At 36.8% G+C, this 25,589-nt stretch carries 19 protein-coding genes and 1 tRNA gene; 3 read left to right on the forward strand and 17 right to left on the reverse strand.

What is annotated here, in order from left to right; genetic code table 11:
- Window positions 1-67: 67 nt before the first annotated feature.
- The 7 genes from AACL18_RS05515 to rpsU form a co-directional block, all read right to left on the reverse strand.
- The gene (locus AACL18_RS05515) at window positions 68-6,955 is read right to left on the reverse strand and encodes an NB-ARC domain-containing protein (RefSeq protein ID WP_339049819.1); all 6,888 of its coding nucleotides are present in this window, start codon (window positions 6,953-6,955) and stop codon (window positions 68-70) included.
- Between the two features lie 248 nt (window positions 6,956-7,203).
- Window positions 7,204-7,848 (reverse strand): GNAT family N-acetyltransferase, encoded by a 645-nt coding sequence (locus AACL18_RS05520; protein ID WP_339049820.1) that lies wholly within the window; start codon window positions 7,846-7,848, stop codon window positions 7,204-7,206.
- A gap of 28 nt (window positions 7,849-7,876) precedes the next feature.
- Entirely contained in the window at window positions 7,877-9,250 is a 1,374-nt protein-coding gene (locus tag AACL18_RS05525; RefSeq protein ID WP_339049822.1) for a leucyl aminopeptidase family protein, read from the reverse strand.
- On the reverse strand, window positions 9,243-10,361 hold the full coding sequence (gene ald, locus AACL18_RS05530) for an alanine dehydrogenase (protein WP_339049824.1): 1,119 nt from the start codon (window positions 10,359-10,361) through the stop codon (window positions 9,243-9,245). Before ald ends, AACL18_RS05525 begins: the two co-directional genes overlap by 8 nt.
- Window positions 10,362-10,583: 222 nt before the next feature.
- Entirely contained in the window at window positions 10,584-12,338 is a 1,755-nt protein-coding gene (dnaG, locus tag AACL18_RS05535; protein WP_339049826.1) for a DNA primase, read from the reverse strand.
- Window positions 12,339-12,403: 65 nt separating this feature from the next.
- Entirely contained in the window at window positions 12,404-12,853 is a 450-nt protein-coding gene (locus tag AACL18_RS05540; protein ID WP_339049829.1) for a GatB/YqeY domain-containing protein, read from the reverse strand.
- A gap of 7 nt (window positions 12,854-12,860) precedes the next feature.
- The gene (gene rpsU / locus AACL18_RS05545) at window positions 12,861-13,088 is read right to left on the reverse strand and encodes a 30S ribosomal protein S21 (RefSeq protein WP_006035291.1); all 228 of its coding nucleotides are present in this window, start codon (window positions 13,086-13,088) and stop codon (window positions 12,861-12,863) included.
- Between the two features lie 61 nt (window positions 13,089-13,149).
- On the opposite strand from rpsU, the gene tsaD reads away from it, so the two are divergent.
- Window positions 13,150-14,205, forward strand: coding sequence for a tRNA (adenosine(37)-N6)-threonylcarbamoyltransferase complex transferase subunit TsaD (tsaD, locus tag AACL18_RS05550; protein WP_339049832.1), 1,056 nt, complete (start codon window positions 13,150-13,152; stop codon window positions 14,203-14,205).
- Between the two features lie 11 nt (window positions 14,206-14,216).
- Here tsaD and AACL18_RS05555 read toward each other — a convergent pair whose 3' ends face one another.
- Window positions 14,217-15,239, reverse strand: coding sequence for a hypothetical protein (locus AACL18_RS05555; protein ID WP_339049833.1), 1,023 nt, complete (start codon window positions 15,237-15,239; stop codon window positions 14,217-14,219).
- A gap of 117 nt (window positions 15,240-15,356) precedes the next feature.
- Window positions 15,357-15,962, reverse strand: coding sequence for a glycerol-3-phosphate 1-O-acyltransferase PlsY (gene plsY / locus AACL18_RS05560; RefSeq protein ID WP_339049835.1), 606 nt, complete (start codon window positions 15,960-15,962; stop codon window positions 15,357-15,359).
- 225 nt (window positions 15,963-16,187) lie between these two features.
- On the opposite strand from plsY, the gene orn reads away from it, so the two are divergent.
- On the forward strand, window positions 16,188-16,733 hold the full coding sequence (gene orn / locus AACL18_RS05565; RefSeq protein WP_339049837.1) for an oligoribonuclease: 546 nt from the start codon (window positions 16,188-16,190) through the stop codon (window positions 16,731-16,733).
- A 15-nt stretch (window positions 16,734-16,748) separates the two neighbouring features.
- Window positions 16,749-17,318: an elongation factor P gene (gene efp, locus AACL18_RS05570; protein ID WP_339049839.1), complete on the forward strand. Its 570-nt coding sequence runs from the start codon at window positions 16,749-16,751 to the stop codon at window positions 17,316-17,318.
- Between the two features lie 201 nt (window positions 17,319-17,519).
- On the opposite strand, the gene AACL18_RS05575 is transcribed toward efp, so the two are convergent.
- The 8 genes from AACL18_RS05575 to AACL18_RS05610 all read right to left on the reverse strand — a co-directional run bounded on the left by AACL18_RS05575 (window position 17,520) and on the right by AACL18_RS05610 (window position 25,562).
- Window positions 17,520-17,690 carry a hypothetical protein gene (locus AACL18_RS05575; RefSeq protein WP_339049841.1) on the reverse strand — a complete coding sequence of 57 codons (171 nt, stop codon included), beginning with the start codon at window positions 17,688-17,690 and terminating at the stop codon, window positions 17,520-17,522.
- Window positions 17,691-17,919: 229 nt separating this feature from the next.
- Window positions 17,920-18,912: a tRNA pseudouridine(55) synthase TruB gene (truB, locus tag AACL18_RS05580; RefSeq protein WP_339049843.1), complete on the reverse strand. Its 993-nt coding sequence runs from the start codon at window positions 18,910-18,912 to the stop codon at window positions 17,920-17,922.
- A gap of 58 nt (window positions 18,913-18,970) precedes the next feature.
- The gene (gene rbfA / locus AACL18_RS05585) at window positions 18,971-19,363 is read right to left on the reverse strand and encodes a 30S ribosome-binding factor RbfA (protein WP_339049844.1); all 393 of its coding nucleotides are present in this window, start codon (window positions 19,361-19,363) and stop codon (window positions 18,971-18,973) included.
- A complete protein-coding gene (infB, locus tag AACL18_RS05590; protein ID WP_339049847.1) occupies window positions 19,363-21,825 on the reverse strand; it encodes a translation initiation factor IF-2 in 2,463 nt (820 codons plus the stop codon). Before infB ends, rbfA begins: the two co-directional genes overlap by 1 nt.
- 155 nt (window positions 21,826-21,980) lie before the next feature.
- A complete protein-coding gene (gene nusA, locus AACL18_RS05595) occupies window positions 21,981-23,522 on the reverse strand; it encodes a transcription termination factor NusA (RefSeq protein WP_339049849.1) in 1,542 nt (513 codons plus the stop codon).
- A gap of 13 nt (window positions 23,523-23,535) precedes the next feature.
- Entirely contained in the window at window positions 23,536-23,994 is a 459-nt protein-coding gene (rimP, locus tag AACL18_RS05600) for a ribosome maturation factor RimP (protein ID WP_339049850.1), read from the reverse strand.
- 228 nt (window positions 23,995-24,222) lie between these two features.
- Window positions 24,223-24,299, reverse strand: a tRNA-Met gene (locus AACL18_RS05605).
- Window positions 24,300-24,494: 195 nt separating this feature from the next.
- Complete coding sequence (locus tag AACL18_RS05610; RefSeq protein ID WP_339049851.1) at window positions 24,495-25,562, reverse strand: hypothetical protein; 1,068 nt, start codon at window positions 25,560-25,562, stop codon at window positions 24,495-24,497.
- Between the last annotated feature and the right edge of the window lie 27 nt (window positions 25,563-25,589).

The raw sequence follows: 25,589 nt of genomic DNA on the forward strand, positions 1-25,589 counted from the left end.
TGCTAATCAAGAAATATTAGCTTGGGCTTGGCTAGCCAAGCTTTGTTAGCAAGTCACCATTCTAGACTTAAAAAAATGGCGGGTTCTGCAATGCTTTCATGACCCTTCCTTCTATTTCATGAATTTTATCGAGACTATCATTCGTGAATGGTCGCTGATTTTTCACTGAATTGGAGAGAAATCTTTTTTTATTCAGAAGAACACCGAATAAAAGCAGGTTAGGCAGATTAGTCAATGAATCATTAAAATTAACTGGGTGCTGAATATCTTGCTGATGCAATGGCCTAGAATAATCTATCGATTTGGCCGGATTAAAGCCGATAGTCTGTTCGGGAAGATTAAATAAGCTCATAGGATGGGTAGGAATATAGTGTAGCTTATTTGGTTTTTTTAACTGATAAACCTTGCGCTTCGTATATCTATGCAGATAAGAAATATTCGGTTTCTTGCCAACTTTTACACTAACATTAGACTTCTTGGTCGTTGTTTTTTTTATTTTATCAAGCCTATTTGCTGGATGAATCGACTTATTACTAGCAAATAGATCCTTACCACGAAATAACGGCGTAGAAATAAATTTTGCTAATTTTTTTTGTGTATCAATTTGTCGCTTTACCCGCACAGAACTGTCTGAGCGTTGTATGCCACCATTATTTTCTTTACTGCTAGCATATTTATATTCCTGCAGTTGATGCAAGGAAATATTAGAAAAATTAACACAATGTTTATACGCTTGATCAATTTGTTCTTTTTGCGTTTCCAAGATGATTTGCTGATCTAAAAAACTTAGTTTAGAGGACAAGGCTTTCGATCTCATCTGTTCATCTTGGTAAAAACGACTATAGATAATTAGAGTGGGATCAAATAATCGAGTAACGCTGTCCCAATCATTCATAAAAATCAAGTCAGTTTTATTATGACAGAAAAAACGGTAGTGCTTGGAACCGATTGGTTTTAATACAATAACATCGCGCTCATGCACTAAATTTTCTTCTATCAAAACAATAATGTCTTTATCTTGATTAAAAATTAATGGGTAGCGTTCAAAATGCCAATCTCCCTCTTCGTTTGCTATAATGGCCAAAGATGTTTTATGTAAAATAACTTCTAGCTGTTGATACCAATTATTAACACCGGCAGCGCTTAATTTTATTTTGGCAACAGACCAAGTACTTTCTAATCGAACGCATGTCTTTTCTAAGGGATAGTAATTAACTTCTACACTTATTATTAAGTCTTGTGCATGTTGAAATATTCGCGGCACAATATTGTTTTCGGGACAGGCCTGTTTAGCCTGTTGCCAAATCTCAGTCAAATCTAAAGTTTTGGTAAAATCATCTCCCCCATTACTATCGTATATGACTACTTCTGGCAACGGGAAATTCAACTGTGAACCTGAGACAATTCTGAAAAACGCTTGATCGCCTTGCGCGATTAAATGGCTACGTTTTAATACATCATTTGCAAGAAATTTTTGTTTCCCATAATCAATGTGTAGCATCTCATTTTGCGCAAGATAAATTTTTAGTGTCTTTTTTAATCGTTGTGCAATTGTAGAATAATAGTGGATGTTTTGCGCTAAGCTTCGATGACTATTTTCTTGAATATAAAGATAGGGAGGATTAAATTTAATTTGTAAATTATTTGTCAAGCTAAAATAGACGTGATTTAGCATCTCTGATTGTGATTGATTAAATATAGACTGTAAGGGAAAGCACAAGCTTATATTAAAAGATTGTTGTTCTTGTAAAAAATGAAAAGTAAATGCATACGGATAAGTAACGATGTCATGAAGTGCTTCTAAAGAAAAATCTACATAAATTCGATGATGAATGGGTCCATTAAAATCGAAATGCATCCAAACTTCGCCGGTTTGATTTGCTTGTAATGTATGCAGAATGGTAACTGCTTCATTAAATGTTTCGAAACAATGAATAACCGTATTGGGCCTTAACTCTATCTCTAGATTATTCGCGGTTTTATTGGTTATGAAAATTTCGTCGCGGAAGATATGATTTCTTCCTGCCAAACCATCCACGTACTTTATATTGTTGTCTGTAATAAAAAAAATATCCTTTTGATTTTTTATACCCAATATTTTTTGAATATGTCGTATCTTCAAACCTTTTTCACATAGGTTGTGCGTAAAATTTTTGGTTTTTCTGCAGCTTAGGCCGTTATAATCCATTAATGGAATGTAGTATTGTTCGTTAAGAAAAATCTCTTGGAATTTGGCAATATTAAGTCCTTTTCCACCTTGAATCATTCCAGTAATTGCTTCACCTTCTAAAATATAAAAACTACCCTCATCACCCCCTTCATAGTTTTTATTTCCGTTACTCACATGAATAAAACTCGGTTTATCTGGCGCAGCAAGCACTTGATCATCGCCATCGCTTAAAGCAATTAACTGAATGTTTCCTGTGCGGTTTTTTATATATTTCACACCAATTGCATTTTTACAATAATAAACCTTTACAAAATGAATGAATTGCAAAGCAGGATAAGCCAAATAAGACCATTCAGCCGCTTCTATATAAGCCTCAGATTCCTTTAAACCTGAAAAGCAAAACAATTCTCCCTCATCAGGTGGATCTGGATTCGTTTTACTTAATTTTATGGATATTTGATTTCTTAAAAAAACAGCATTATTTGCATAGACTTGCGTAGCAGAACAGGCCGCAGGAAAAATATAGGTTTGAATATCCGTGTTATTTTTCAAAAAGGCAATAGCTAGTTTAACCAGCTGGTTATTATAAGCCTCAGTTTCAAGATAAGCGGAAGGCGCAAAATGTGCAAATACACGTAAGCGTTCCCACCATTTTTCTTCTGTATCCAAATGTACATATTTATCAATCCATTGCTCTTGTTTTTTTGCTCGTGCCAAATCACTCTCTATCCAGATAGCTAAACTTGCGGCTTCACCTAAAGGCCCAGTAATATCAGAAAAACCTTCAATGAGTTCTAAATATTCCGCTGCTTTAACACCCGATTGCAAGCCATCCAAACCTAGCAGCATACCATTGGCAATTAAATCGGGTAGCACTTTTGAATCGCCCTGGTGATACGCCTGTATTTCATTATATAAAAAATAGGAATTACTAAAAATGGATATACCACGTCCAATAAAGGGAGCGGCGACTTTGATAGCATTTCCTAAAAACAATCTTTTTCCCAATGGAACAACATCTGCATGAAATAAAATATTAAAAGCGAACTTACCATCCAAGGCCAAGTTTTTTTCTAATAATTGTTTTTCTGTTGCTGTTAATATTTCCCCTTGCGTTAGTAATACATTAGAAACTTCGCCTAATAAAAAGCTACCGGTGATTAAGCCAAAATTTATAGCCACACGGCTTAATTTACCTTGCAGCAGGTCCGATAAGATATCCTTAGACAACATACTCGTCGAGGCAAATTCTGCGAGTCGCCCGACACGTTGTAAGCGCTGAATCAGTTCTTGCGAAGTAATCTGCTTAGGAGTTGAAAAAAATTTTCTGTTTGGACAAAGCACCAATGCTCTTTTTTTTCTTTGTCGCGAACAACTTGTTGTATCTGGAGAAAATAATTTATGTTCAAATTCAAAAAATAAGCGTAATGCACCCAGTTGTCTCGCTCTTTCGATGGAACCCGGCATTAACCATCGACCCTTATATTTAACGGCAATTTTATAACGATATTCGATAATCGAGCTAAGATCCTGTCGGGTAATAACTTCTTCAACTAAGTTTTTTTCGAGATAATTGAGTGTCTCGGAAAGATAAAATAATAAACCACGTTTAAGAATATAATGTAAACTTTCGCCCATGAATTCAAAATAGGCTTCTTTATTCATAATCAATCGAGCATTATCATATATATTGTTCAAATTAACGTCATAATTCGAATAAATTAATATATCCAGCACTCTTCTTCGGGTAAATCCTAGATTTAACGCTAAAGCTAATTCATCGTACTGACTCATATGCAATAAAAAATGGATATAGTGTAATTCTGTATCTTTATTCTGAAAAAAATTTTCAGTTATTTTGATAGTTTGTTCCGCAACTCGTTGAAAAGCCTTAACATCTCTTTCAAGATTGATACGAACAACCTGTTGCACTAAACGATGGATAGTTGAAATATCCGGTTGATTTTGCTGGTTAATCATCGAGTAGGAGCGTAATAAATGAATGGCACTTGCCAATTTTTCAGAGTTTTCTAAAGGTAAAAATAAAGCATTAGCAATACTGTCAGGGTGCAAGTAGGCCATGATATTTAATATTTGTAGCGCTTCTTCACCTATTAAGGAATTTTGCTTGATTTTATCCAGCGTAATTTTCCAAGTAACAAACACTGTTTTGGTGTAAGGATCATTGTTAAAGTTAAAAAAATCAAAATTAAGAACTTCATGAGACATCAGTTTATATTGGTTTATATAATCACTAATACTATAGTCACTATTGACATTTCTTTGCACGTCAATATAGGCAACTGCTTGTTGAAAAGCTAAAGGTAGGCCTTGTAACAAAATAATTAGTTCTTTTATCTTGCCATCTTGTTGATCGTTGTTGATCGATAATTCTTTTTTTATAAATTCTTTTGCTTCTTGTTCGGTAAAGATATCAATTGATAGGACCGTAGCTATATTTTTCCAATTACTATAACGTGATGTTATTAATAAGGTCGGTGTATTACCCTTTAATACTTTAGGAATAAAATCAGAAAATTCTTGATAATTTTCCACATTGTCAAATATAAATAAGCTTTTTTCTGCCGAAAAATAAGTGTAAATTTCATGTATTAATTCACCTACATCTTTTTGGTTCCCATAATTATCTTTAATATTAATATCCAACTGGACGGATAATTTAAGCAAACATAGCAGGATATCATTCTTAGTTTCGGCATTTATCCAAATCACATTGTTATCATACAAAGCGGCATACTCTTGAGCGTAACGCAAAGCTACCTGTGTTTTGCCAATCCCACCTAATCCACTCAGCGATGCTAAAGAGTGTCTTAAGGGTGTGGATTTAGTCGCTGTATCTAAGGATAAACTCGCTAATAAATGGCTTACCACACCAATATTTTTACCGGAGAGTAAGTTATGTAGTTGGATCAGCGCTTCTTTTCTGCCACTAAAATTTTCTACTGGATTTCTCAAGTTAAAAATAATAGACTTTTTTTTAGGGCTAACGGACTCCGCATATTTAATTTCAGCCGGTACAGCATTAATCTTTTGTAAAATATTCTGCGCAGTTTGCTTAATGCTCAACGTTTCAGGATAATCTAAATAGTCATATCTTCGAGAGAAATATTGAAATTGATTTTCTGTTTTGGGCTCTACTATTGTTTCTTCTAGGTATTTATTTTGATACTCAAGCATAAGCTCGCCATTTTCCATCTCCCAGTTAAAAGGATGTCGATAACCATAACTTGAACTATCCAAAGTTTTTCTTAATCGGTAAAATTTAGGAGACTTTTGTGTGTCAGGGAGAAATAATCCAGTTTTTTCGAATAGATTGGCCGTATTTATTTTCTTACCATATCTATCCTGGACTCTATTACCGGAAATACGGATTCGTACATTTTTAAAACTGGGATCAAAAAATTTGTCTGATTTACCTAAAACTACGCCTTGTGTTATTAAATCAATTGAAATCAGTTGATCAGGCGCGCCGCTATCTGCAATGTAATTTAGGGCTCGAGCGCCGGCATCTTCAGCTAATTTCTCTATTGCCATCTTATCGCCTGCTTTGTCAGTCACTTGCATAAATTGGCTTTCGTAACTTTTAAAAATTTGCACACCTGCTTCAGACAACAACTGATTTAAACTACCATCGGTCAATGTAGAAAAAATTCGGGTAATTTTTTGTGCCTTACTTTTAGAAAGATAAAACTGACTACTCAAGGTCCGCACCGAGGCAACGATTGAAGGAATTGAACCCACGATACTTTGAGCAGTACTTATCCCAACTAAGGCGCCTGTTGCGCCGGTTTTTAACTCTGCTTTAAACGCTTCTTCAGTAATTCTATGATCTTTAGCGGTAATATGATAAAGACTCAATCGTTTGATAAAATTAAGCATAAATTTATGCACGAATAGTTCAAGAGACATAGCGACTTGTTCTTCTTTGCTTAATAATTTTATTTTTTTTGTCAAAGGCTCTTGTATAGGTGAAGATTCTAAAGGTCTTCGCACAGAAATCGACTGAGTAGGATTTTTTACACTTATGGATTGTTCTTGCTCACTTCTCCTACGATAACGTTCAACATCGGTGCGTAACAATCCTGAAAGTGATTGTCGCCTTTCGGCGAAATATGCAGTATTTCTAGGACGTTGTAATTGTTGAATCAACCAATCCCCTGATAGCCTTTCATCTAACATTTGATTGATATCGGCTGCGTTTTCTAAAACCCATAAACCGCAATTATAAGCATCGGTTTGCTGTTGAGAACAATATTGGCTGAAATCAATTAATTCTACTTCGAATGCTTGAAAAAGCGGATGATATTCTGGTTGCAGAGAAGATCCTAGTGAGTTTACATAATAGGCCGTAGTCACTCTATCCTGATAAGAAAAAACCAACGTCACCCAATGCATAGCACCCACATTAATGACCATCGTATGTCGTGCGCTACTAACTTTTTTTGCATTGACTAGAAATGAAGCGATTTGCGTAATTAATTGGTCTAAAGACCCAACAATTTCAAAATCTGAAACTTCAACATTATTGGGCTTATGAAAATTAGCGTATTCTAAGCGCGCAATATCGGCAATATCTTCTTGACTTAACCAATAATTATATTTACCTTTCTCAGTGGCCTCCTCTAAGTTTTGCTCATTCGATCGTTTATGACGAGATAATAAAAAATATTGTTGAATGTTGATCGAATTTTTTTCTAAAAAAGCCCGTATTTTTTTTTCTATGCTAGAAACAGAATGAAGACGATCCTGAGATTTTAATTTCATTATTCTTTTTACTTCCTTTTAATTTTAAAATTATTACTTTATACATAAAATAAAATTAATTTATTTTTAATAAAAAGTCAATTTACTAGCTATTATTTGCGAATAATAATGACAACAATTTAAAAAAAATAAACAGCAGGATGATTAGATAAATCAAAGTAACCAGAGTTTTCTTAAAATCTCTAATAAATTTTTTATAATTAATATAAAAATAAAATACATTCGTAAATAGTGGATTTTCACATCGATCATAAACGACAATTTTCTAAACTCGAACTATCGTTTAAAAATTCAGTAGGTTTTTCTTTTAAATCTATGGTATTTACAAAGAAAAAATGACGAGGATGCCCCCATTTAGGCTTTTCAGAAAATTTTTTTAATCCCGCCGCTTTTAATAAACTAATAGACGCTGGATTATCTGGACGAGCTGTTGCTTCAATGCGTTTAAATTTTTCTCCTATCAACTTATAATCACGATCAACTAATTCGGGTACGTATTCTTGTACTATAATAGGAATAACTTCCTTACCATAACCTTGTCCCCAGAATTTCTTATCAAAAACATACGCTAACTCAGCAAAGCCGGGTTGATCGCCGTCACCTAATAACACATGTCCCACCATCTCATCCGTATCATTTTTAAAAATGAATAATGAACTAAAAGGGTTATCAGTATCCCACCTAGCAACCCATTGCTTATGTTGTTCGCAAATTTTATCTTCACCCCAAGGATTTCCATCCATTACCTTAAGCATATTTTCTGGATTCATAAACAGTTTTTTATAATCACACAGATGGGTGGAGAGAGTGGACTCCATCATCAATCTTTCAGTTTTTATGCTTACATTTAATCGATTAGTTTCTGGATTTTTTTCAAAATAAATATCTGGCATATCACCTCCATGTTGGTAAAACATCTAATTAAATAGCATATCGATCTAATAAATAACTAAACACCGCTAATATCGCCATGGCTTCTCCGCCTTCGGGTCGACCTGGTCGGGTATTAACATTGTATGCATTAAAATCAAAATGTAACCACGTCGTCTTTTCACTAATAAAACTACGCAAAAACAACGCAGCTGTAATGGCACCCCCAAGAGGCGAAGATCCACAATTGTTTAAATCAGAAAATTTTCCATCGAGTAATTTTTGATACGGTTTATATAAAGGTAAACGCCATACTGGATCCTGTTGTTGGTGACTATGCTGGATAATGTCATGCGCCAATTGTTCTTGGTCGGTAAAAAAGGCACTTATTTCTGTTCCGACTGCACCTCTTGCCGCACCGGTTAAGGTAGCAAAATCGATCAACAATTCTGGACTTTCACTATCCGCTTCACACAAAGCATCCGCTAAAATAAGTCTACCTTCGGCATCGGTATTTGCAACTTCTACAGTTAAACCAAGTCGAGTCTGAATAATATCGCCTGGTTTATAGGCGTTTCCGGCAATCAAATTTTCCACGGCAGGAATTAATAAACGTAAACGCACTGGTAACTGATATGCCATAATCATTTCGGCTAGACCGATAGCATTTGCTGCCCCACCCATATCCTTCTTCATAGCCAACATATTGCTACTAGACTTTAAATTATAACCACCTGAATCAAAGCATACGCCCTTACCCACTAAAGTAACTTTTGGATGTTTACTATCACCCCATTTTAAATCAACTAAACGAGGTTCATGACAACTCGCTTTACCAACGGTATAAATAGCGGGATAGTTAGCCGCTAATAAATCTTCTCCGACTATCTGTGTCACTGAGGCATGGTATTTTTTGCCGATCTGAAATACATTTTCTACGAGTTCTGCGGGACCCATATCATCCGCTGGCGTATTGATTAGATTACGAACTCTATAAATCGCCTCAAGTTTTATCATTAATTGAGTATGATTCTTTTTTGCAATAAGCAATTGTACTAAAGGTCGAGTGGATTTTTTATATCGGGTAAATTCATAAGCACCTAAGCCCCACGCTAAAGCAATTTGTTCCAATAATTTACATTTATCTATACCTTCAACATGGTAATGTCCTTCGGGTAGTACAGTGGGTAGCAAACCGAACGTCCAGAAATCCGATACATCATTACATACCAAAAGAACCTGTTGCAGTTGTCCTGCTGTTCCAGGAAGTAAACTATAATTTCCTGGTTTTACAATAAAATTTATGGATTGTAACCATTGTTGTGTAGTTTTTGTCTGTTCCGCTAACCAAGCTGGCCACAACTCTGGCAAAATAGGCGTAATAGGAACCGATCTCAAGGATTCATGAATAAAACAATTAGACACTCAAAACCTCCCGTGCTGAAACATAAGGCTTATCAAATACACGTGCCACCGCTTGATGTGTGATACGACCACGTGAAATATTCAAGCCATTCCGTAAATTGATATCTTCAGCCAACGCTTGGTAAATACCTTTGTTCGCTAGGGCCAAAATATAAGGAAGTGTGGCATGCGTCAAAGCAAACGTAGAAGTACGTGGCACTGCACCCGGCATATTACTCACACAATAATGAACAATATCATCGACAACATAAGTAGGTTCCGTATGTGTTGTCGGGCGGCTTGTCGCGAAACATCCGCCTTGATCGATGGATACATCCACAACTACCGAACCTGGGCGCATTTTATTTAATAAATCTCGTGTTACAATTTTCGGCGCTTCTGCACCGGGTACTAACACCGCACCTATTAATAAATCTGCTAATGCTACATATTTCTCTATTGAATCTTGTGTAGAAAAAATAGTATTCAGTTGCCCACCAAATTGTAGATCTAATTCTTTTAGTTTTGCGGCTGATTTATCCAATACAGTCACTTGGGCTTCTAAGCCTAATGCCATGCGAATGGCATTACTACCCACGACTCCGCCGCCTAAAACAACAACACTCGAGGATGAAACACCAGGAACACCCGATAATAAAATTCCACGTCCTCCTTGCGCCTTCTCTAAACAATGTGCGCCGGCTTGTATCGACATGCGTCCTGCTACTTCACTCATAGGCGCTAACAAAGGCAAACCACCCCACGCATCAGTGACTGTTTCATAGGCAATAGCCGTACAATTCGAAGCTAACAATAATTCTGTTTGCTTTTTATCAGCAGCTAAATGTAAAAAAGTAAATAAAGTTTTTTCTTCACTTAAATAAGCACATTCTTGTGGTTGCGGTTCTTTAACTTTAAGGATCAAATTGCCTTGCTCGAAAACTTCTTGCGCGCTATTGAGGATAGTAGCCCCTGATTCTTGATAATCACTATCTGAAATATCAACACCATTCCCTGCATTTGTTTCAATGAAAACTCGATGACCACGATCAGTCAGTTCGCGAACAATAGATGGCACTATAGCCACTCGATATTCATTGTTCTTAATTTCTTTAGGAACGCCAATATGCATATTAACTCCACATTAAAGGATGTTGTCAGGTTTGTATCACTTCCTTGTGTAAACTACTCTTCACAAATGGCATAAGTATAATTTTTAAACTGTTAACCTCGACTTTTAGGCTACACTTGGAACCCATCATAAAATACACGGGTTTTATAAAAAGTCCATTATATAGTGTGCTTTCTTTATCAAAAAATATGAAAATTGAGAATACTAATTAAAATGCAGCCGCTATTTATCGTTAATGTTATTTAACATTAAATGATACAAATGTTTTTTTTCCTCTTCGTTCAAACCGGATTGCTTTCCTTGTTGTAATAGCTTATCGATTTGTCCTTCTGCGGCTGCTTTTTTTAAATGCTTGAGTAAATCATGAAATTCAGCTTGCATCCCGGATTCGGGAATAGCTAGGGGATAATTTATCAATTGTTTGAAAATTTTATAACGAGCTTCATCTTCTCGCCAATATTCTAGTAACATAGCACTGGTTAATTCTGGATTTTGCTTGAGCAGTAAAAATAATTGAACTAAAAAATCACTTCCAGGTAATTCTAATCTGCTTAATATATGACATTGCTTATCGGAAAGTGATTTAACGATTTGCGGGAATTGCACTAATAAGGCAATCGCCAAACGCATCGGCGAAGAACGATTGGCTGTATTAAACTTTATTTTTTTTGGCATTTTTTTTATTATATTGCTTTTATCATTCGCAGTAACTTTTTTTAATGTCACCACATCCATATTAACTAAAGTGGCCAATTGTTCAAATAATTTATGTTGCATAATACCCACCGCTACCTTCTCAATCAGCGGGACGGCTAGCTTCGCCAGGCGTGCTTTACCTTCTAATTGATTAATATCAATTTGCGTTAACAAATAACCAAATAAAAATTCACCTAAAGACTGCGCTTGTTGCAACCTCGTAATAAATTCAGTACGACCTTTCTTATGTAGCAAAGAGTCTGGATCTTCGCCATTAGGTAATAATAAAAAACGTAGTATATAACCATCTGTTAATAAATCTAAGCTTTGCTCAAGTACACGCCATGCGGCTTTTTTTCCGGCAATGTCGCCATCAAAACAAAAAATTATTTCCTGTGTATGACTCATCAGTCGACTTATTTGATCCTGGCTGGTTGCAGTGCCCAAGGTTGCGACAGCAAAAGGGAAATCCGCTTGAAACAACGCTAAAACATCCATATAACCTTCAACCACTATGATACGTTCTAACTGACGATTTGCCTGAAATGTTTCATAAAGACCATACAGTTCTTTACCTTTATGAAAAAGTGTCGTTTCAGGTGAATTCAAATATTTGGGTTCCTGTTGCGTCAAGACACGACCGCCAAAGCCAATGACGCGTCCTCTTCTATCACGTATCGGAAACAAAATTCGATCCCGGAAGCGATCATAATAACCTTGGCCTTCGGATTTTTTAACTAATAAACCCGCTGCAAATAAATTCTCGGTATCGTTAAAAGTTTTAAGCAATGTATCCCAAGCCGCTGGTGCATAACCTAAGTTAAATTTCTTAGCTATTTCGCCCGATAGTCCACGTTGTTTTAGATAGTTAATAGCGAGTGTATTATGTCGTAATTCTTTGGCATAAAATTGCGCTACCTCTTCTAACAAACCATAAAGATTAGAAGAAGCTTTATAATAAATTTCTTGATGTTTTGAATGTTGCGGGATTTCCATACCTATTTGTTCCGCTAAAGAGTTCACTGCTTCAACAAAACTTAGTTTTTCATATTCCATTAAAAAACTAAAAGCATTCCCACCTACAGAGCAACCAAAACAATAGTAAAATTGTTTTTCTGGCGTAACAGTAAAGGAAGGTGTTTTTTCGGCGTGAAAGGGACAGCAGGCAATATAATTTTTACCTTTTTTTCGTAACGGAACGCGTGCATCAATAAGCTGCACTATATCTATGCGCGCTAGGAGCTCATTAATAAATTCCTGTGGGATGGGTGCTAGTGACATATTTATGTACTCTTCGCACTTGAATCTTTGTCTGTATTACAGCTCAAGAAGAAATAAACGAATTTTTAAGTCAACCGGGCTTTAATTTTTGCGCTAATTTGTGTCATGTCCGCACGACCTTGTAATTTGTCTTTCAGTTCTGCCATGACCTTTCCCATCTCCTTTACTGAAGTAGCACCTACTTTTGTGATGGCTTCAGATACAATACGATCAATGTCTGTTTCACTTAAAGGTTCGGGTAGATAGGTTTGAATAATCTTGACTTCTAAACGTTCTTGATCGGCTAAATCATCACGTTTAGCCTGATCATACTGAGCAATAGAATCGCGACGTTGCTTAATCATTTTATTCAGTATCTGTGTAATACGCGTATTATCTACTTCAATGCGTTCATCCACTTCAACCTGCTTAATCGCCGCCAAAATGAGCCGTACCACACCCAATCGTTGCTTATCGTGTGCTCGAAGAGCAATCTTCATATCTTCCTGAATTTGCTGTTTGAGAGAGGTAGTCATGCTGATATTAATGCTTACGCTTTGTTTTAGCGATAAAGCAAGGGTTATCACGCATCAGCCGCTTGCGACACCGCTTAACTGCTGCTGCGAAACGACGCTTGCGTGCTTCAGTGGGTTTCTCGTAGTATTCACGACGACGCACTTCAGCGAAAATACCTGATTTTTCACAGGCACGCTTATAACGGCGAATAGCCGACTCGAGTGTTTCGCTGGTTTTAAGTATTACGCCGGGCATGTAGTACACTTCCTCAATTAAAGTTAAAATAGGTGCTAATTCTAACCAGCAATCCATAAAAATGCAAAGTTTCTATTCAAAACAAACCGATATCCATCCAAAAAACATACATTGTGTATTAGGGATTGAGACTTCCTGCGATGAAACCGGTATCGCTCTCTATCATGGTCAAAAAGGTCTCATTGCCCATTCGTTATATAGTCAAATTGAGCTACATAATCTGTACGGCGGCGTCGTTCCAGAACTCGCCTCACGCGACCATATTCTTAAAATATTACCCTTATTACAAGAGACTTTGACAGTTGCCAACCTCACGCTCTCAGCTATCAATGGCATTGCCTATTGTGCAGGCCCTGGCTTAGCCGGGGCTCTATTGGTCGGTGCAGCTTTTGGACGTAGTTTAGGCTGGGCACTCGGAATTCCCACCTTAGGGGTACATCATATGGAAGCGCATTTGCTTGCACCTATGCTAGAAGAACACGTCCCGGATTTCCCATTTATTGCCCTTTTAGTGTCCGGCGGCCATACACTGCTAGCACAAGTAAACGGTATCGGCGATTACAAGATTCTAGGTGTAAGTCTAGATGATGCGGTAGGCGAAGCTTTTGATAAAACAGCCAAATTATTAGGTTTAAATTACCCCGGTGGTCCTGCCATCGCTGCATTAGCTGAACAAGGCCAAGCTAAACAATATGCTTTTCCACGTCCGATGGTAAATAGACCGGGTTGCAACTTTAGTTTTAGTGGTTTGAAAACATTTGTGAGTACAACATTAAAAAAGAGCGATCAAGCTGAACAAACTAAAGCAAATATTGCTCATGAATTTCAAGCTGCCGTAGCGGATACTTTAGTTATAAAGGCTATGCGCGCTTTAAAGCAAACAGGCCTGCGTCGTTTAGTGGTTGCAGGTGGCGTAGCTGCGAATACCTGGCTCAGAAAAGAACTTGCCAACATGGCAGCTACGCATAATTTCACACTTTATTACCCACGACCCAGTTTCTGCACAGATAATGGGGCAATGATTGCTTATTTAGGTTATCGTCGCTTAAATTTAGGTCAAAGCGATAATTTAGGCATAAAAACCATTGCGCGTTATCCTTTAGATCAGTTGGATTAAAGAGTAAAATTTCAAATGCTGAAGCAACAAGCAAACTGTCTATCCTGATCTAGAGGAGGAAAAGAGGTGAAGGAACAATTAACTATTAAATGAAGCAAAGCCTCTTCTTCATTATTAAGCTTGGCACAAAATAACAATATTTTTCTTAAACTACTTTTACTTTCAGCGTCAAAATTAAATAATAAACCCTGATCTTTTAATTTCATATAAATACCACATATAGTTGTATTATCGGGTAACTCATTTTTTTTATAAATCGATAAAAACTTATTAACAGGATCTTTATAATTTCTTTTCCAAGCCCCTGAAAAAAATCGATAAATGATCCCTAAACAACCCTTACCTTTAGAATAATCTTTTAATAAAGCAATACAAGTTTTTATCGGATCTTGCTCATAAAAGTAGATATAATCAGGAATATTTTCTAAATCTAATTCTCGTCCTGGCATCCTATTTGATAAAGTTAATTCATTGAGTTGATCTTTTTCTTCAGATGTCAAACTATTTTTCAATAAATACGCTAATATCATATTAATTTCGAAAGCAAGAAAACTTAAATCAATATTTTTTTCTTTAAAAATTTGAATACTCGCTTTAATTGCTTGCAAATAATCATTAAAAGAACTCGTTGTTGCATCTTCACTATTTATCGGGGGTTGAAAATTTTGCTCAGTGGCCTGTAATGAGCTTGAAGGTTGATTTATTTCCTCCTTCCCTAATCCTGATTCAGTTTCAACTTTTTTAATTTCTTTTTTGGTATTGTCTATAAGTTCTTCATTACAGTTAAACAATTTAAGTAAATTTAATTTGAGGAGTTTTTTTTCTCCATGAATGTCTTTTATTAATCTTTTATCTCTTTTTGATAAAATTTCATCATCTATAATATAAAAGAGTTCAACGATCCTATCAGAAATAGTTAATTTTTTTTCACTATGCTCTATGTCTACTTTAGAAGGAGATAATACATCCTTTAGAAGTTTTTGTGAGGGAGCAAATAAATCTCTAACAGGAGTATTTTTAAATTTAATCGGCATAACTAATCTCCATTTAATTAAAATCTTATTATTGTAAAATCTCTATCATTCAACAACATAACATAAAAAAAGGTTTTGTAAAAAAATTCGGAAACAGTTTTTCTTAAAAAATAAAAATTATTTTTTCTTCTTAAATTGAGTTTTTGTTAATTGGGGTTCTGTACCTTGAAATAAACGTTGAATATTTGAAAAATGCCGTGCTATGAGTATTATCGTCATTAAAAGTATCGGCAAATAAACCGTCAATGAATAAGAATAAAAAACATAAAAAAACGTCACGATAGCCGCCAGCATGGATGCAACAGAAATATAACGAAATACAAACAACACCACCACCCAGCTTAATAAACCTATCAAGCCTAGAGGCCACGCTAAAGCAAATAATCCACCCAATGCGGTTGCTACGCCTTTCCCCCCACGAAAACCAAAAAAAATCGGATATAAATGACCTATAAAAGCAAAAAAAGCGACCCATGCCAAAGACGCTAGCGGCACACCAAACATTTTAGCTAGCATAACTGGAATCCAACCTTTGAGCATATCCCCCAATAATACGATAGCGGCTAATTTTTTTCCGCCAATTCTAAGGATATTGCTAGCTCCTGGGTTCCCTGAACCTTGCGTACGTGGATCAGGTAGCCCTGCACATTTACTCACGATAATCGCACTGGACAAAGAACCCAGTAAATAGGCAATTAAGATAAAAATAAATAGCGATAACATAAATTTTCCTATATAGATTCTTTTTTAAAAAATTCGCATCTTGAATAGATGCCGCGGTATAATATAAACGATAAATAATTTTCTTGATTGAAAATTCCGACAGCCAATTTATATACTCTTGGCATTTGAATTTTTGACAAGGCCGCGAAAGGATTGCGAGTTGAGCGGCAACACACAAAAATTCAAGTGCCAAGAGTATAGTAATAATTATTAAAAGGTCCTAACATGACGCCCAAAGCGGATAATTTAATTTGGATCGATCTCGAGATGACAGGACTTGATACTAATCAAGATAAAATTATTGAGATTGCAACCATTATCACAGATTCTCAATTAGAGATTATAGAAGAAGGTCCTGTGTTTGCTATATTCCAATCTGAACAACTATTAACCGGAATGGACGATTGGAATAAGCGCCAACATAAGGGCTCAGGTTTACTGGAAAGAGTAAGAGTCAGCAAAACAACCGAAGAAGAAGCAGAAAAGCAAACCTTAGAATTTATCATGACGTATGTCCCCCCTAATAAATCACCAATGTGTGGTAATAGTATTTGCCAAGATCGTCGTTTCTTAGCCCGTTGTATGCCGATATTAGAAAAATATTTTCATTACCGGAACTTAGATGTAAGTACATTAAAAGAGCTAGCCTATCGTTGGAGTCCAAGCATATTGGACGGCTATAAGAAAAAGTCTAAACATTTAGCACTAGAGGATGTACGAGACTCTATTAATGAATTACGGTATTATCGCGAACATCTATTTAAACTTTAAGCTTCGAATTGATTTATGCCTTATTACACAACAAATGAATTAAGAAACGGTATGAAGGTCATGTTAGATAGTGATCCTTATACGGTATTAGAAAATGATTACGTTAAACCAGGAAAAGGACAGGCTTTTAATCGGATTAAATTACGTAATTTAAAAAATGGTCGCGTCATTGAACGTACTTTAAAATCTGGGGATACCTTACAGGCTGCTGATGTATTTGATATTGAAGTTCAATATCTTTATAACGATGGACATGTTTGGCATTTTATGGATGGAGAAACTTACGAACAATACGCAGCGGATGCATCGGCAGTGACAGAAGCTAAAATATGGCTAAAGGAACAAGACTCATGCACGCTGACTTTATTTAATGGCTCTCCTTTGTGCATAACGCCGGCTAATTTTGTTATTTTAAAAATAATTGAAACGGATCCGGGTGTGCGCGGCGACACATCTGGCGGAGGTGGAAAACCCGCTACTTTAGAAACAGGCGCTATTGTCCGAGTCCCACTATTTATCCAGATTGGTGAATTAATCAAAGTCGATACGCGCACCGGTGAATATCTTTCCCGAGTAAAAGCCTAAAGGTATACTCGCAGCAATAGGATTTTTGGCAAATACCGTGTAAGAGGGATTGCGAGTTGCGTGGCAACACAAACAAAAAATGCAAAGGGTATAAATAAAAAAAGATGGATGATCGTGGGATCATCCATCTCAGTTGCGCTCCTGCCCCAATCAACTGCTAAAAAAACTTAGCAAGCTTATCCAAAAGCATTAATTTGACTGTTAGCGTTTGTCTTTATGACCTGGCCATTGTGGTTTGTTTGGATTGCCTTGTGGCTCATGTCCAGGGTTATGACCAGGATTGTGCTCAGGTTTTTGTGGGCCATGACCTGCATGACCTGGCCATTGTGGTTTTTGGTGTTTCTGATCGTGAGGAAATTTACCTTTATTCATATGAGCTCCTAATTAAAACATATAATGTCTCTCTCTTTAAGCCTAGCAAAGACCTCGATAAATACCATAATATTACTATTGATTGGTCAAAATATGATCAATTTATGCCTGTAACTTAGTAAAGGATAAAATCTAAAAAAAAACAGCTTACTTAGTGCGATTAAAAAGATATTTAATACTTAATGGGAATAATAAATCCATGATAGAAAAACTCGCAAATAGTTGTCAGCTAAATACTTAACTTATTTAAATCCACTAAACGCCGTGGTGCTACGCGACCATCTTCTAAAATTTCGCCCACACCAATAAATCGGCCACTTTCTTGTAATAGTAAACGCAGCAATCCTTGTTTGGGGAGATTTGGGAGTAATACTGCTTGTCCACGATAAAGATAGTAAGCAGCCGCTTGTGAAATTTTTAAAACCGGCCATTCGTTTAACATACTATCTAAACTCAATAATTTTTGATCACACTCGGCTTGACTTAAGGTTTGTAATTCTTCCAAACTCACCATTTGTTCTGCATGATAATCAGCCACTCTTAAACGACGTAAATCAGATACATAAGCACCACATCTTAACGCTTCACCTATATCTTCTATTAAAGTACGTATATAGGTCCCTTTACTACAATTAATCTCTAAATTAAGTATGCTCTTTGCATTTGACATGGTCTGTGTATCGCACGGATCGCAATCCTTATGTATGTTAGATATATCTGCATGCTTGTTGCGATCCAGTAACCGTAAGCTATGTATGGTAACAGTTCGAGGACTACGCTCTACTACGATACCTTGTCTGGCTAATTTATATAAAGGACGACCTTTATGTTTTAGTGCAGAAAACATGGGTGGAATCTGTGAGATTGTTCCGCGAAAAGCTGATAAAACTGTTTCTAGTTGATCAACCGAATAGTTAGTGACGGGACGTGACTCTATTACTTCTCCCTCAGCATCCCCAGTGTTGGTTTTTATTCCTAAGCAAGCACTTACAATGTACGTTTTATCTGCATTGAGTAAAAACTGAGAAAATTTTGTAGCTTCTCCGAAACATAATGGCAACAAACCCGTAGCTAAAGGGTCTAAGCTTCCTGTATGTCCCACTTTACTTGCCGAAAATAACTGTTTTACTGTTTGTAATGCTTGATTTGATGTCATCTTTTTAGGTTTATCAAGCAATAAAATACCATTAATGGAACGTTTTTTGGAGATTAAGGGGTGCATAACTTATTCTTTTATAAATAATTATTTCTATACTCTTAGTACTTGTTTTATGAATGATTTATTCAGAACGTTTAGCCTTGTCTTTCTCAATGACCTTGTCGATTAAGCTATGAATACGATCACTTTCTTCCATGAAATCATCATAAAAAAAACGCAGGCTAGGCACTTTGTAGAGCTGTAAACGACGTGCTAAAGCATAACGTAAACGAGCAGCTGCCTTTCTTAATAATTTAACCGCTAATTCCTTACTTTGCTGTTTATCATTGGAGTTTTCCACATCTAATTGTGTAAAAAATATATCCGCATAAGAGAGATCACGTGACACTTTTACTGAAGTAATCGTAATAAATTTCAAACGGCTATCCGCTATTTCTTTATTAAGGATATTATTACTTAGTTCTTTCTGTATGAGATCGGCAATACGCGCTGTGCGACTAAATTCTTTTGGCATTAGATAGTTCTAGAAATAGAAATACGTTCATACACTTCGATCATATCGCCTACTCGCACATCGGTAAAATTTTTAATACCAATACCGCATTCCATACCATGACGAACTTCAGCCGCATCATCTTTAAAACGGCGTAAAGAATGCAATTCACCTTCATGAATCACAACATTATCACGCAACAAGCGAATAGGCGCATTACGTCGTACTAATCCTTCTGTCACCATACAACCGGCAATAACACCGAGCTTAGCGGAACGAAACACTTCGCGAACTTCTGCTAAGCCTAAAATATTTTCTTTTATTTCTGGAGCCAACAAGCCGTTCATAATATTTTTAACTTGGTCTATGAGCTCATAAATAACGCTATAATAATTCATTATTAAGCCTTCTTTTTCTACCGTTCTTTTTGCAGTGGCGTCCGCTCTAACATTAAATCCTAAAATCAATGCTCTTGAAGCTAAAGCAAGATTAGCATCGGATTCGGTAATCGCGCCTACGCCCACATACACAAGTTTTATTTTAACTTCAGAAGTAGAAAGTTTATTTAAGGCTTCTTGTAAGGCCTCAGCGGATCCTTGCATATCCGTTTTCAAAATAATATTCAAAGTCTTAACTTGGTTTTCATCCAACTGGCCAAAAATATCATCGGTTTTAATCATTCGTTGTTGTGCTAACTTAGCTTCGCGTAATTTTCCTTCACGGAATAAAGCAATCTCGCGCGCTTTACGTTCATCAGCAACAACCACTGCTTCATCACCGGCCACTGGGGCACTAGATAGACCTAGCACTTCAACGGGCATAGAAGGTCCGGCCGCTTCAACTAATTTACCTTGCTCATCGAGCAATGCTCTGACACGGCCATAAGCAGTGCCTGCTAATAAAAGATCGCCTTTATGTAGTTTTCCTCGCTGTACTAATATAGTGACTACAGGTCCTTTCCCTCTATCTAAACGTGATTCTATAACTATTCCTTGTCCTGGACCTTCTTGTGGCGCTTTCAACTCTAATACTTCTGCTTGCACTAAAAGAGAATCTAATAAGTCATCAATACCAGCACCTGTTTTTGCTGAGACTGGGATAAGCATAGTATCGCCGCCCCACTCTTCAGGATTGAGACCTTGTTTGGCTAATTCATTCTTTATTCTGTCGAGATCAGCTTCAGGTTTATCAATTTTATTCACTGCAACAACAATAGGCACATTCGCCGCTTTAGCATGTTGGATAGCTTCTATTGTTTGTGGCATCACACCATCGTCAGCAGCAACAACCAAAACAACGATATCTGTCACTCGTGTACCGCGCGCCCGCATCGCTGTAAAAGCGGAATGTCCAGGCGTATCCAAAAAAGTAATGACTCCCTTTGGTATTTCTACGTGATAAGCACCAATATGTTGAGTAATACCACCCGCTTCTCCCTGTGTCACTTTGGTCCGTCGAATATAATCTAAAAGAGAAGTTTTTCCATGGTCAACGTGACCCATGATAGTCACCACAGGTGGGCGCGTTAGCAATTCACCCATTTGTTGTTGTGTGGTATTCACTAAACCTTCTTCTAATGCATTAGCGCTAACAGGCTTAGCAATATGACCCATTTCTTCAACCACAAGTATGGCTGTATCTTGATCGATAGCTTGATTAATAGTTGCAATGACGCCCAACTTCATTAATGTTTTAATAACTTCAGCAGCCTTAACAGACATTTTCTGCGCTAAGTCCCCTACCGTAATCGTTTCAGGAATTCCAACCTCATGTATGGCAGCTACGGTTGGTTTTTCAAATTGTTGTTGTAAAAATTGATCGGGTCGTTTGTGCTTACCGATTTTTTTACGGTAACGGAATTGTTCATCGGATTCATCTTCAAGTTGATAAATCGCTTTATGTCGGTATTTCGCCAGCTCTTTTTCTTTTAAATTGCGATTTTTATGCTTTTTCTCACGCTCCAACCTTTCTGCATTAGTGGGTAAAGCAATAATCACTTTTTCGTTAGTTGGTTTAGATTTTTTTTCTGGATTCGTTGCGGGTGCTATGAATTTTTTCTCAGCTACAGGCACTTGCTCTTTTTCCACAGTTTCATTAGGTAATACGGGCTCTTCACTCGCAGGAGTATTACTTTTCGAAATGGGTTCAGCTTGTATGTCAAGTGTGTGCAATTTTTTCTCTGCAGCGATTTTCTCTGCTTGATGCGCTAATTCTGCTGCTTTTTGCGTTTCTTTTGCTTCGTTAGCACGATTAGTCTCTTCATCTATTAAGCCTTCATTACTTTTCACATAAGTTCTTTTTTTGCGAACTTGAACTTTAATAGTCTTGGCTTTACCTGAGGTATCTTTTACTTTAAGTAAACTCGTGCTTTTACGAGTTCGCGTCAAGGTAATCACTTTTTTAGGACTGTTATCCGCAGATGTTTCTTTTCCAAGCTCAATGGAAACCTTATTTACAGTTTTATCTTTAATACTTTCTGTCATACATGCTTCTCCTGCCAATATTTGACAGCTTCGAAAACTTACTTACATTTTCTGAACATACATTATTGCTGCTTCATTTACTTATCTATCGAACTTTATATACTTATTGCACATCCTGTTATTTTACTGGATTTTTTTAAGTAAAAATAATAGTTCTATTTTTTCTCTCCGGCAAACCAAGGAGCACGTGCAACCATAATTAGCTTACCGGCTACTTCACGGTCTAATTCGATAATATCTAACAAATCATCGACTGCCAACTCAGCTAAAGCCTCGCGAGAAGAAACACCTTTTTTAGCTAATGTGATGGCTATCTCTTCGGTAATACCTTCTAAGGAAAGTAAATCTTGATGTGGCTCTAAAAATTTGCCATGCTCAGAGATCGTCGACTTTTGCTTAGCCGCGGCTTGTGTTGCTAACACTTCTTTAGCACGATTCTGTAGCGTTTCTACTAATTCCGAGTCAAAATCTTCAATATCTAATAGTTCTTGCGCTGATACATAAGCAATTTCTTCTAAACTGGTGAAACCCTCTCGCGCTAACATCTCGGCTAGCTCTTCATCTATAGCAAGCTGTTCCATAAAAAGATTTTGTAAACCTTCCGATTCTTTAACCACTTTTTTTGCCGCTTCTTCTACAGTGATAACATTAATGATCCATCCCGTTAGTTCACTGGCTAAACGTACATTTTGACCATTTCGACCAATAGCTTGCGATAATTGTTCCTCTTGTACAGCCACATCCATGACTTTAGTGTCTTCATCCACCACGATAGAAGCGACTTCAGCAGGTGCCATCGCATTGATGGCTAATTGAACAGGATTATCATCCCAAAGCACAATATCAATTCGCTCACCCGCTAATTCACTGGAAACGGCTTGTACTCGCGCCCCACGCATTCCAACGCAAGCACCTATAGGATCAATGCGACCATCATTAGTTTTAACCGCAATTTTTGCGCGCGAACCCGGATCACGCGCTGCACTTTTAATTTCAATCAACTCTTCAGCAATTTCAGGTACTTCTATCTTAAAGAGTTCAATTAACATTTCTGGCCGTGTACGACTCATCAGTAACTGCGGCCCACGCACTTGTGGATTCACGGCATATAAATAGCCGCGCAAACGATCTTCGGATCGTACTTCTTCGCGAGGAATCATTTCTTCACGTGGGACAAAAGCTTCTACGCTTGCGCCTAAATCCACGATCAAACCTTCTCGTGTAATACGTTTGACTATGCCTGACAACAACTCGCCAATACGATTGGTATAAGCCTCTGCTATCTTAGCGCGTTCAGCTTCTCTGACTTTCTGGATAATGACTTGCTTAGCCGTTTGCGCTGCAATACGACCAAACTCAACCGAAGGCATATGCTCTTCTATCACATCGCCAATTTGGCTATTTGGATCCCGCTTTTTAGCTTCACTTAAAGGTATTTGTTTTAAGGGATCAAAAGGAACATACTCATCTTCAAGATTATTATTAGCACCCATTCCATCCGCAACGACTGTCCAGTAACGAAAAGTATCATAGTCGCCCGTGCGGCGATCGATAGCCACGCGGACATCAATATCTTCACCGGCTTTTTTCTTAGTCGCCATCGCTAAAGCGGCTTCTATCGCTTTAAAAATTAACTCTTTATCAACATCTTTTTCGTTAGATACCGTCTCTGCCACTAATAAAATTTCTTTTTTCATAGCCTGCCTCCGGTTATTTATTCATTTCAGGCAATACATTCGCACGCAAAATATTGTCCCACGTTAACACTACTTCTTTCCCATCCTCGTTCAACACTATCCCAACTACTCCAACTGATTGTAAAAGACCTTTAAATTTGCGTTGATTATCGATGGGCGTATGTGTAAAAACACGCACATTATGACCAACATAACGCTGAAAATGCTTCTCTTTAATAAGGGGTCTATCTAAGCCCGGAGAAGAAACTTCTAAGTTATAACGACCTGACAAAGGGTTTTCTACATCCAATAATGCACTAACCTGGCGGCTGACACGCTCACAGTCAGCAAGCGTAATACCCTTTTCACTATCAATAGTGATACGCAATACACTTTGTTGACCTTGTGTCAGATAGATACAAGCCCATAACTCATAACCTAGGGCTTCAACCGTCGGTAAGATCTTTGTTTCTATCGCTGAATTGTTTTTCATCGTCTACAAAGGGCTTGAATTATAAAATTACCCATTTCAACTAGCTGATGCTAAAAAAAGATTTTGGATGCAACGCGCTACGCCGACTTTTCAAGGAGCGGAGTTTACTCAGGTAAATGAGCACCGCAAACAAAGTCGGCAACAAAGCGCTGCGCCAAAAGCTGATATTTAGCGTCAGTCTAGTCAAAATAAAAAGCCCCTTAAATGGGGCCTCTCACACAATAAAATTGGTAGCGGGGGTAGGATTTGAACCTACGGCCTTCGGGTTATGAGCCCGACGAGCTACCAGACTGCTCCACCCCGCGATAGCGGCACAGAGTATACTCCATTTAATGCAGTAATTACAATGGGATAAAATATTCTAATTGTATCTTTATAACTTCCAGATTTAATCGTTGGTTTAGCTGAAAAATAAGCTTTAAATCCCAGGTTAGCACTCTTTTCACGCATTGAAAAATCAACTCCAGCATGTCTACTGCTCAGGAATTTAAGGAAGTTACTTAGCGTTTAAATGTACATACTGACAAATCTTCAGACATTGCTATCTCAGTGGCAAAACAAGAAAGAGGAGGATTATGAGGGTTCACTGGAATCTCTCTCTCTTCTAAAGGTTTTTGTATAGGGTGTAAGGTATAAAATTGCCAACGAAAGCTGATGCAAGAGGTATATAAAACCTTGTTGCCATATAAAGGGGTAGAATTTAACTCTAATAAGCGTAGTAGGTCCGAGAAAAGTTGATATAATTTCATCTTCCAAATAAAAATCGGCGTATTTACCTTCAGAGATTCCCATGATTGTAGTTTTAAAGCTTGTAAATTAATATTAATCAAAGGTCTCAATGTTTGCAGCTTCTTATTGACAGTGTAGGCATTTCCACCGCCTAAGCTAGCTACCACAAATACGATATCCTCATTTTCTAGCGCTAACTTTAGTTCCTCTAACGTATAATTATATTTTATAAAATTTTTATTCTTAGGTAAGGGTATATCGTAAAGGACAGTTAATTCTTTGCGCAATGTAAATGGATCCACTGCATACAGACTCTGAATACTCATTCGTAGATTTTGAGCCGTATTTTCGATACATTCAGACACATAGAGAGTTTGTGCAAAAAAATTAAGGAAAGCTTGTTTACTAGAAAAACCCAAACTTATTGCAGTAAAATGTAAACTGTAATGGTAAATATAATAATGAATAGTCGATAATTTATGATTCTTGGGATTAAAATTTGCCTGGCGCTTCACTTTATCAAAAAAACTATTTCCTAAAAGCAAAAGTAACTTTAGTTTTGTTTTTTTTTCAAAATCATACAAGCTTATTATTTTTTGACCCAACTCCGATTTTGCAATAGCTAACTGTAAATTCCTCTTATGAGAATATCCATATTGTTTTGAAAACTCTTTAATGCCTAACTTATGTAATTCTTTATAAAAATTCTCCCAGGTTAAATCATAAATAGACTTTATATTATATTGGTTGACATCTTTAAGCCATTTTTTGATTACGATTTGTTTGGTATTTTTTGGTGTGAAGAAACTTGATTGTATTGGTAACATTTCTCTATTCATGATTATTATTCCTTTAATTAAAACCTA

Origin of the sequence: Rickettsiella endosymbiont of Xylota segnis, from assembly GCF_964019545.1 — a bacterium.
In the GTDB taxonomy this organism is placed as follows: Bacteria; Pseudomonadota; Gammaproteobacteria; order Diplorickettsiales; family Diplorickettsiaceae; genus Aquirickettsiella.

What these genes read in the sequence shown, in the direction of transcription:
- AACL18_RS05575 (WP_339049841.1), bottom strand. Translation starts at nt 17,690, where the DNA reads ATGAATAAAGGTAAATTTCCTCACGATCAGAAACACCAAAAACCACAA.
- tsaD (WP_339049832.1), top strand. Translation starts at nt 13,150, where the DNA reads ATGCAAAGTTTCTATTCAAAACAAACCGATATCCATCCAAAAAACATA.
- rimP (WP_339049850.1), bottom strand. Translation starts at nt 23,994, where the DNA reads ATGAAAAACAATTCAGCGATAGAAACAAAGATCTTACCGACGGTTGAA.
- AACL18_RS05555 (WP_339049833.1), bottom strand. Translation starts at nt 15,239, where the DNA reads ATGCCGATTAAATTTAAAAATACTCCTGTTAGAGATTTATTTGCTCCC.
- AACL18_RS05610 (WP_339049851.1), bottom strand. Translation starts at nt 25,562, where the DNA reads ATGAATAGAGAAATGTTACCAATACAATCAAGTTTCTTCACACCAAAA.
- truB (WP_339049843.1), bottom strand. Translation starts at nt 18,912, where the DNA reads ATGCACCCCTTAATCTCCAAAAAACGTTCCATTAATGGTATTTTATTG.
- rbfA (WP_339049844.1), bottom strand. Translation starts at nt 19,363, where the DNA reads ATGCCAAAAGAATTTAGTCGCACAGCGCGTATTGCCGATCTCATACAG.
- AACL18_RS05540 (WP_339049829.1), bottom strand. Translation starts at nt 12,853, where the DNA reads ATGACTACCTCTCTCAAACAGCAAATTCAGGAAGATATGAAGATTGCT.
- dnaG (WP_339049826.1), bottom strand. Translation starts at nt 12,338, where the DNA reads ATGTCACTAGCACCCATCCCACAGGAATTTATTAATGAGCTCCTAGCG.
- orn (WP_339049837.1), top strand. Translation starts at nt 16,188, where the DNA reads ATGACGCCCAAAGCGGATAATTTAATTTGGATCGATCTCGAGATGACA.
- rpsU (WP_006035291.1), bottom strand. Translation starts at nt 13,088, where the DNA reads ATGCCCGGCGTAATACTTAAAACCAGCGAAACACTCGAGTCGGCTATT.
- nusA (WP_339049849.1), bottom strand. Translation starts at nt 23,522, where the DNA reads ATGAAAAAAGAAATTTTATTAGTGGCAGAGACGGTATCTAACGAAAAA.
- AACL18_RS05520 (WP_339049820.1), bottom strand. Translation starts at nt 7,848, where the DNA reads ATGCCAGATATTTATTTTGAAAAAAATCCAGAAACTAATCGATTAAAT.
- efp (WP_339049839.1), top strand. Translation starts at nt 16,749, where the DNA reads ATGCCTTATTACACAACAAATGAATTAAGAAACGGTATGAAGGTCATG.
- infB (WP_339049847.1), bottom strand. Translation starts at nt 21,825, where the DNA reads ATGACAGAAAGTATTAAAGATAAAACTGTAAATAAGGTTTCCATTGAG.
- AACL18_RS05515 (WP_339049819.1), bottom strand. Translation starts at nt 6,955, where the DNA reads ATGAAATTAAAATCTCAGGATCGTCTTCATTCTGTTTCTAGCATAGAA.
- plsY (WP_339049835.1), bottom strand. Translation starts at nt 15,962, where the DNA reads ATGTTATCGCTATTTATTTTTATCTTAATTGCCTATTTACTGGGTTCT.
- ald (WP_339049824.1), bottom strand. Translation starts at nt 10,361, where the DNA reads ATGCATATTGGCGTTCCTAAAGAAATTAAGAACAATGAATATCGAGTG.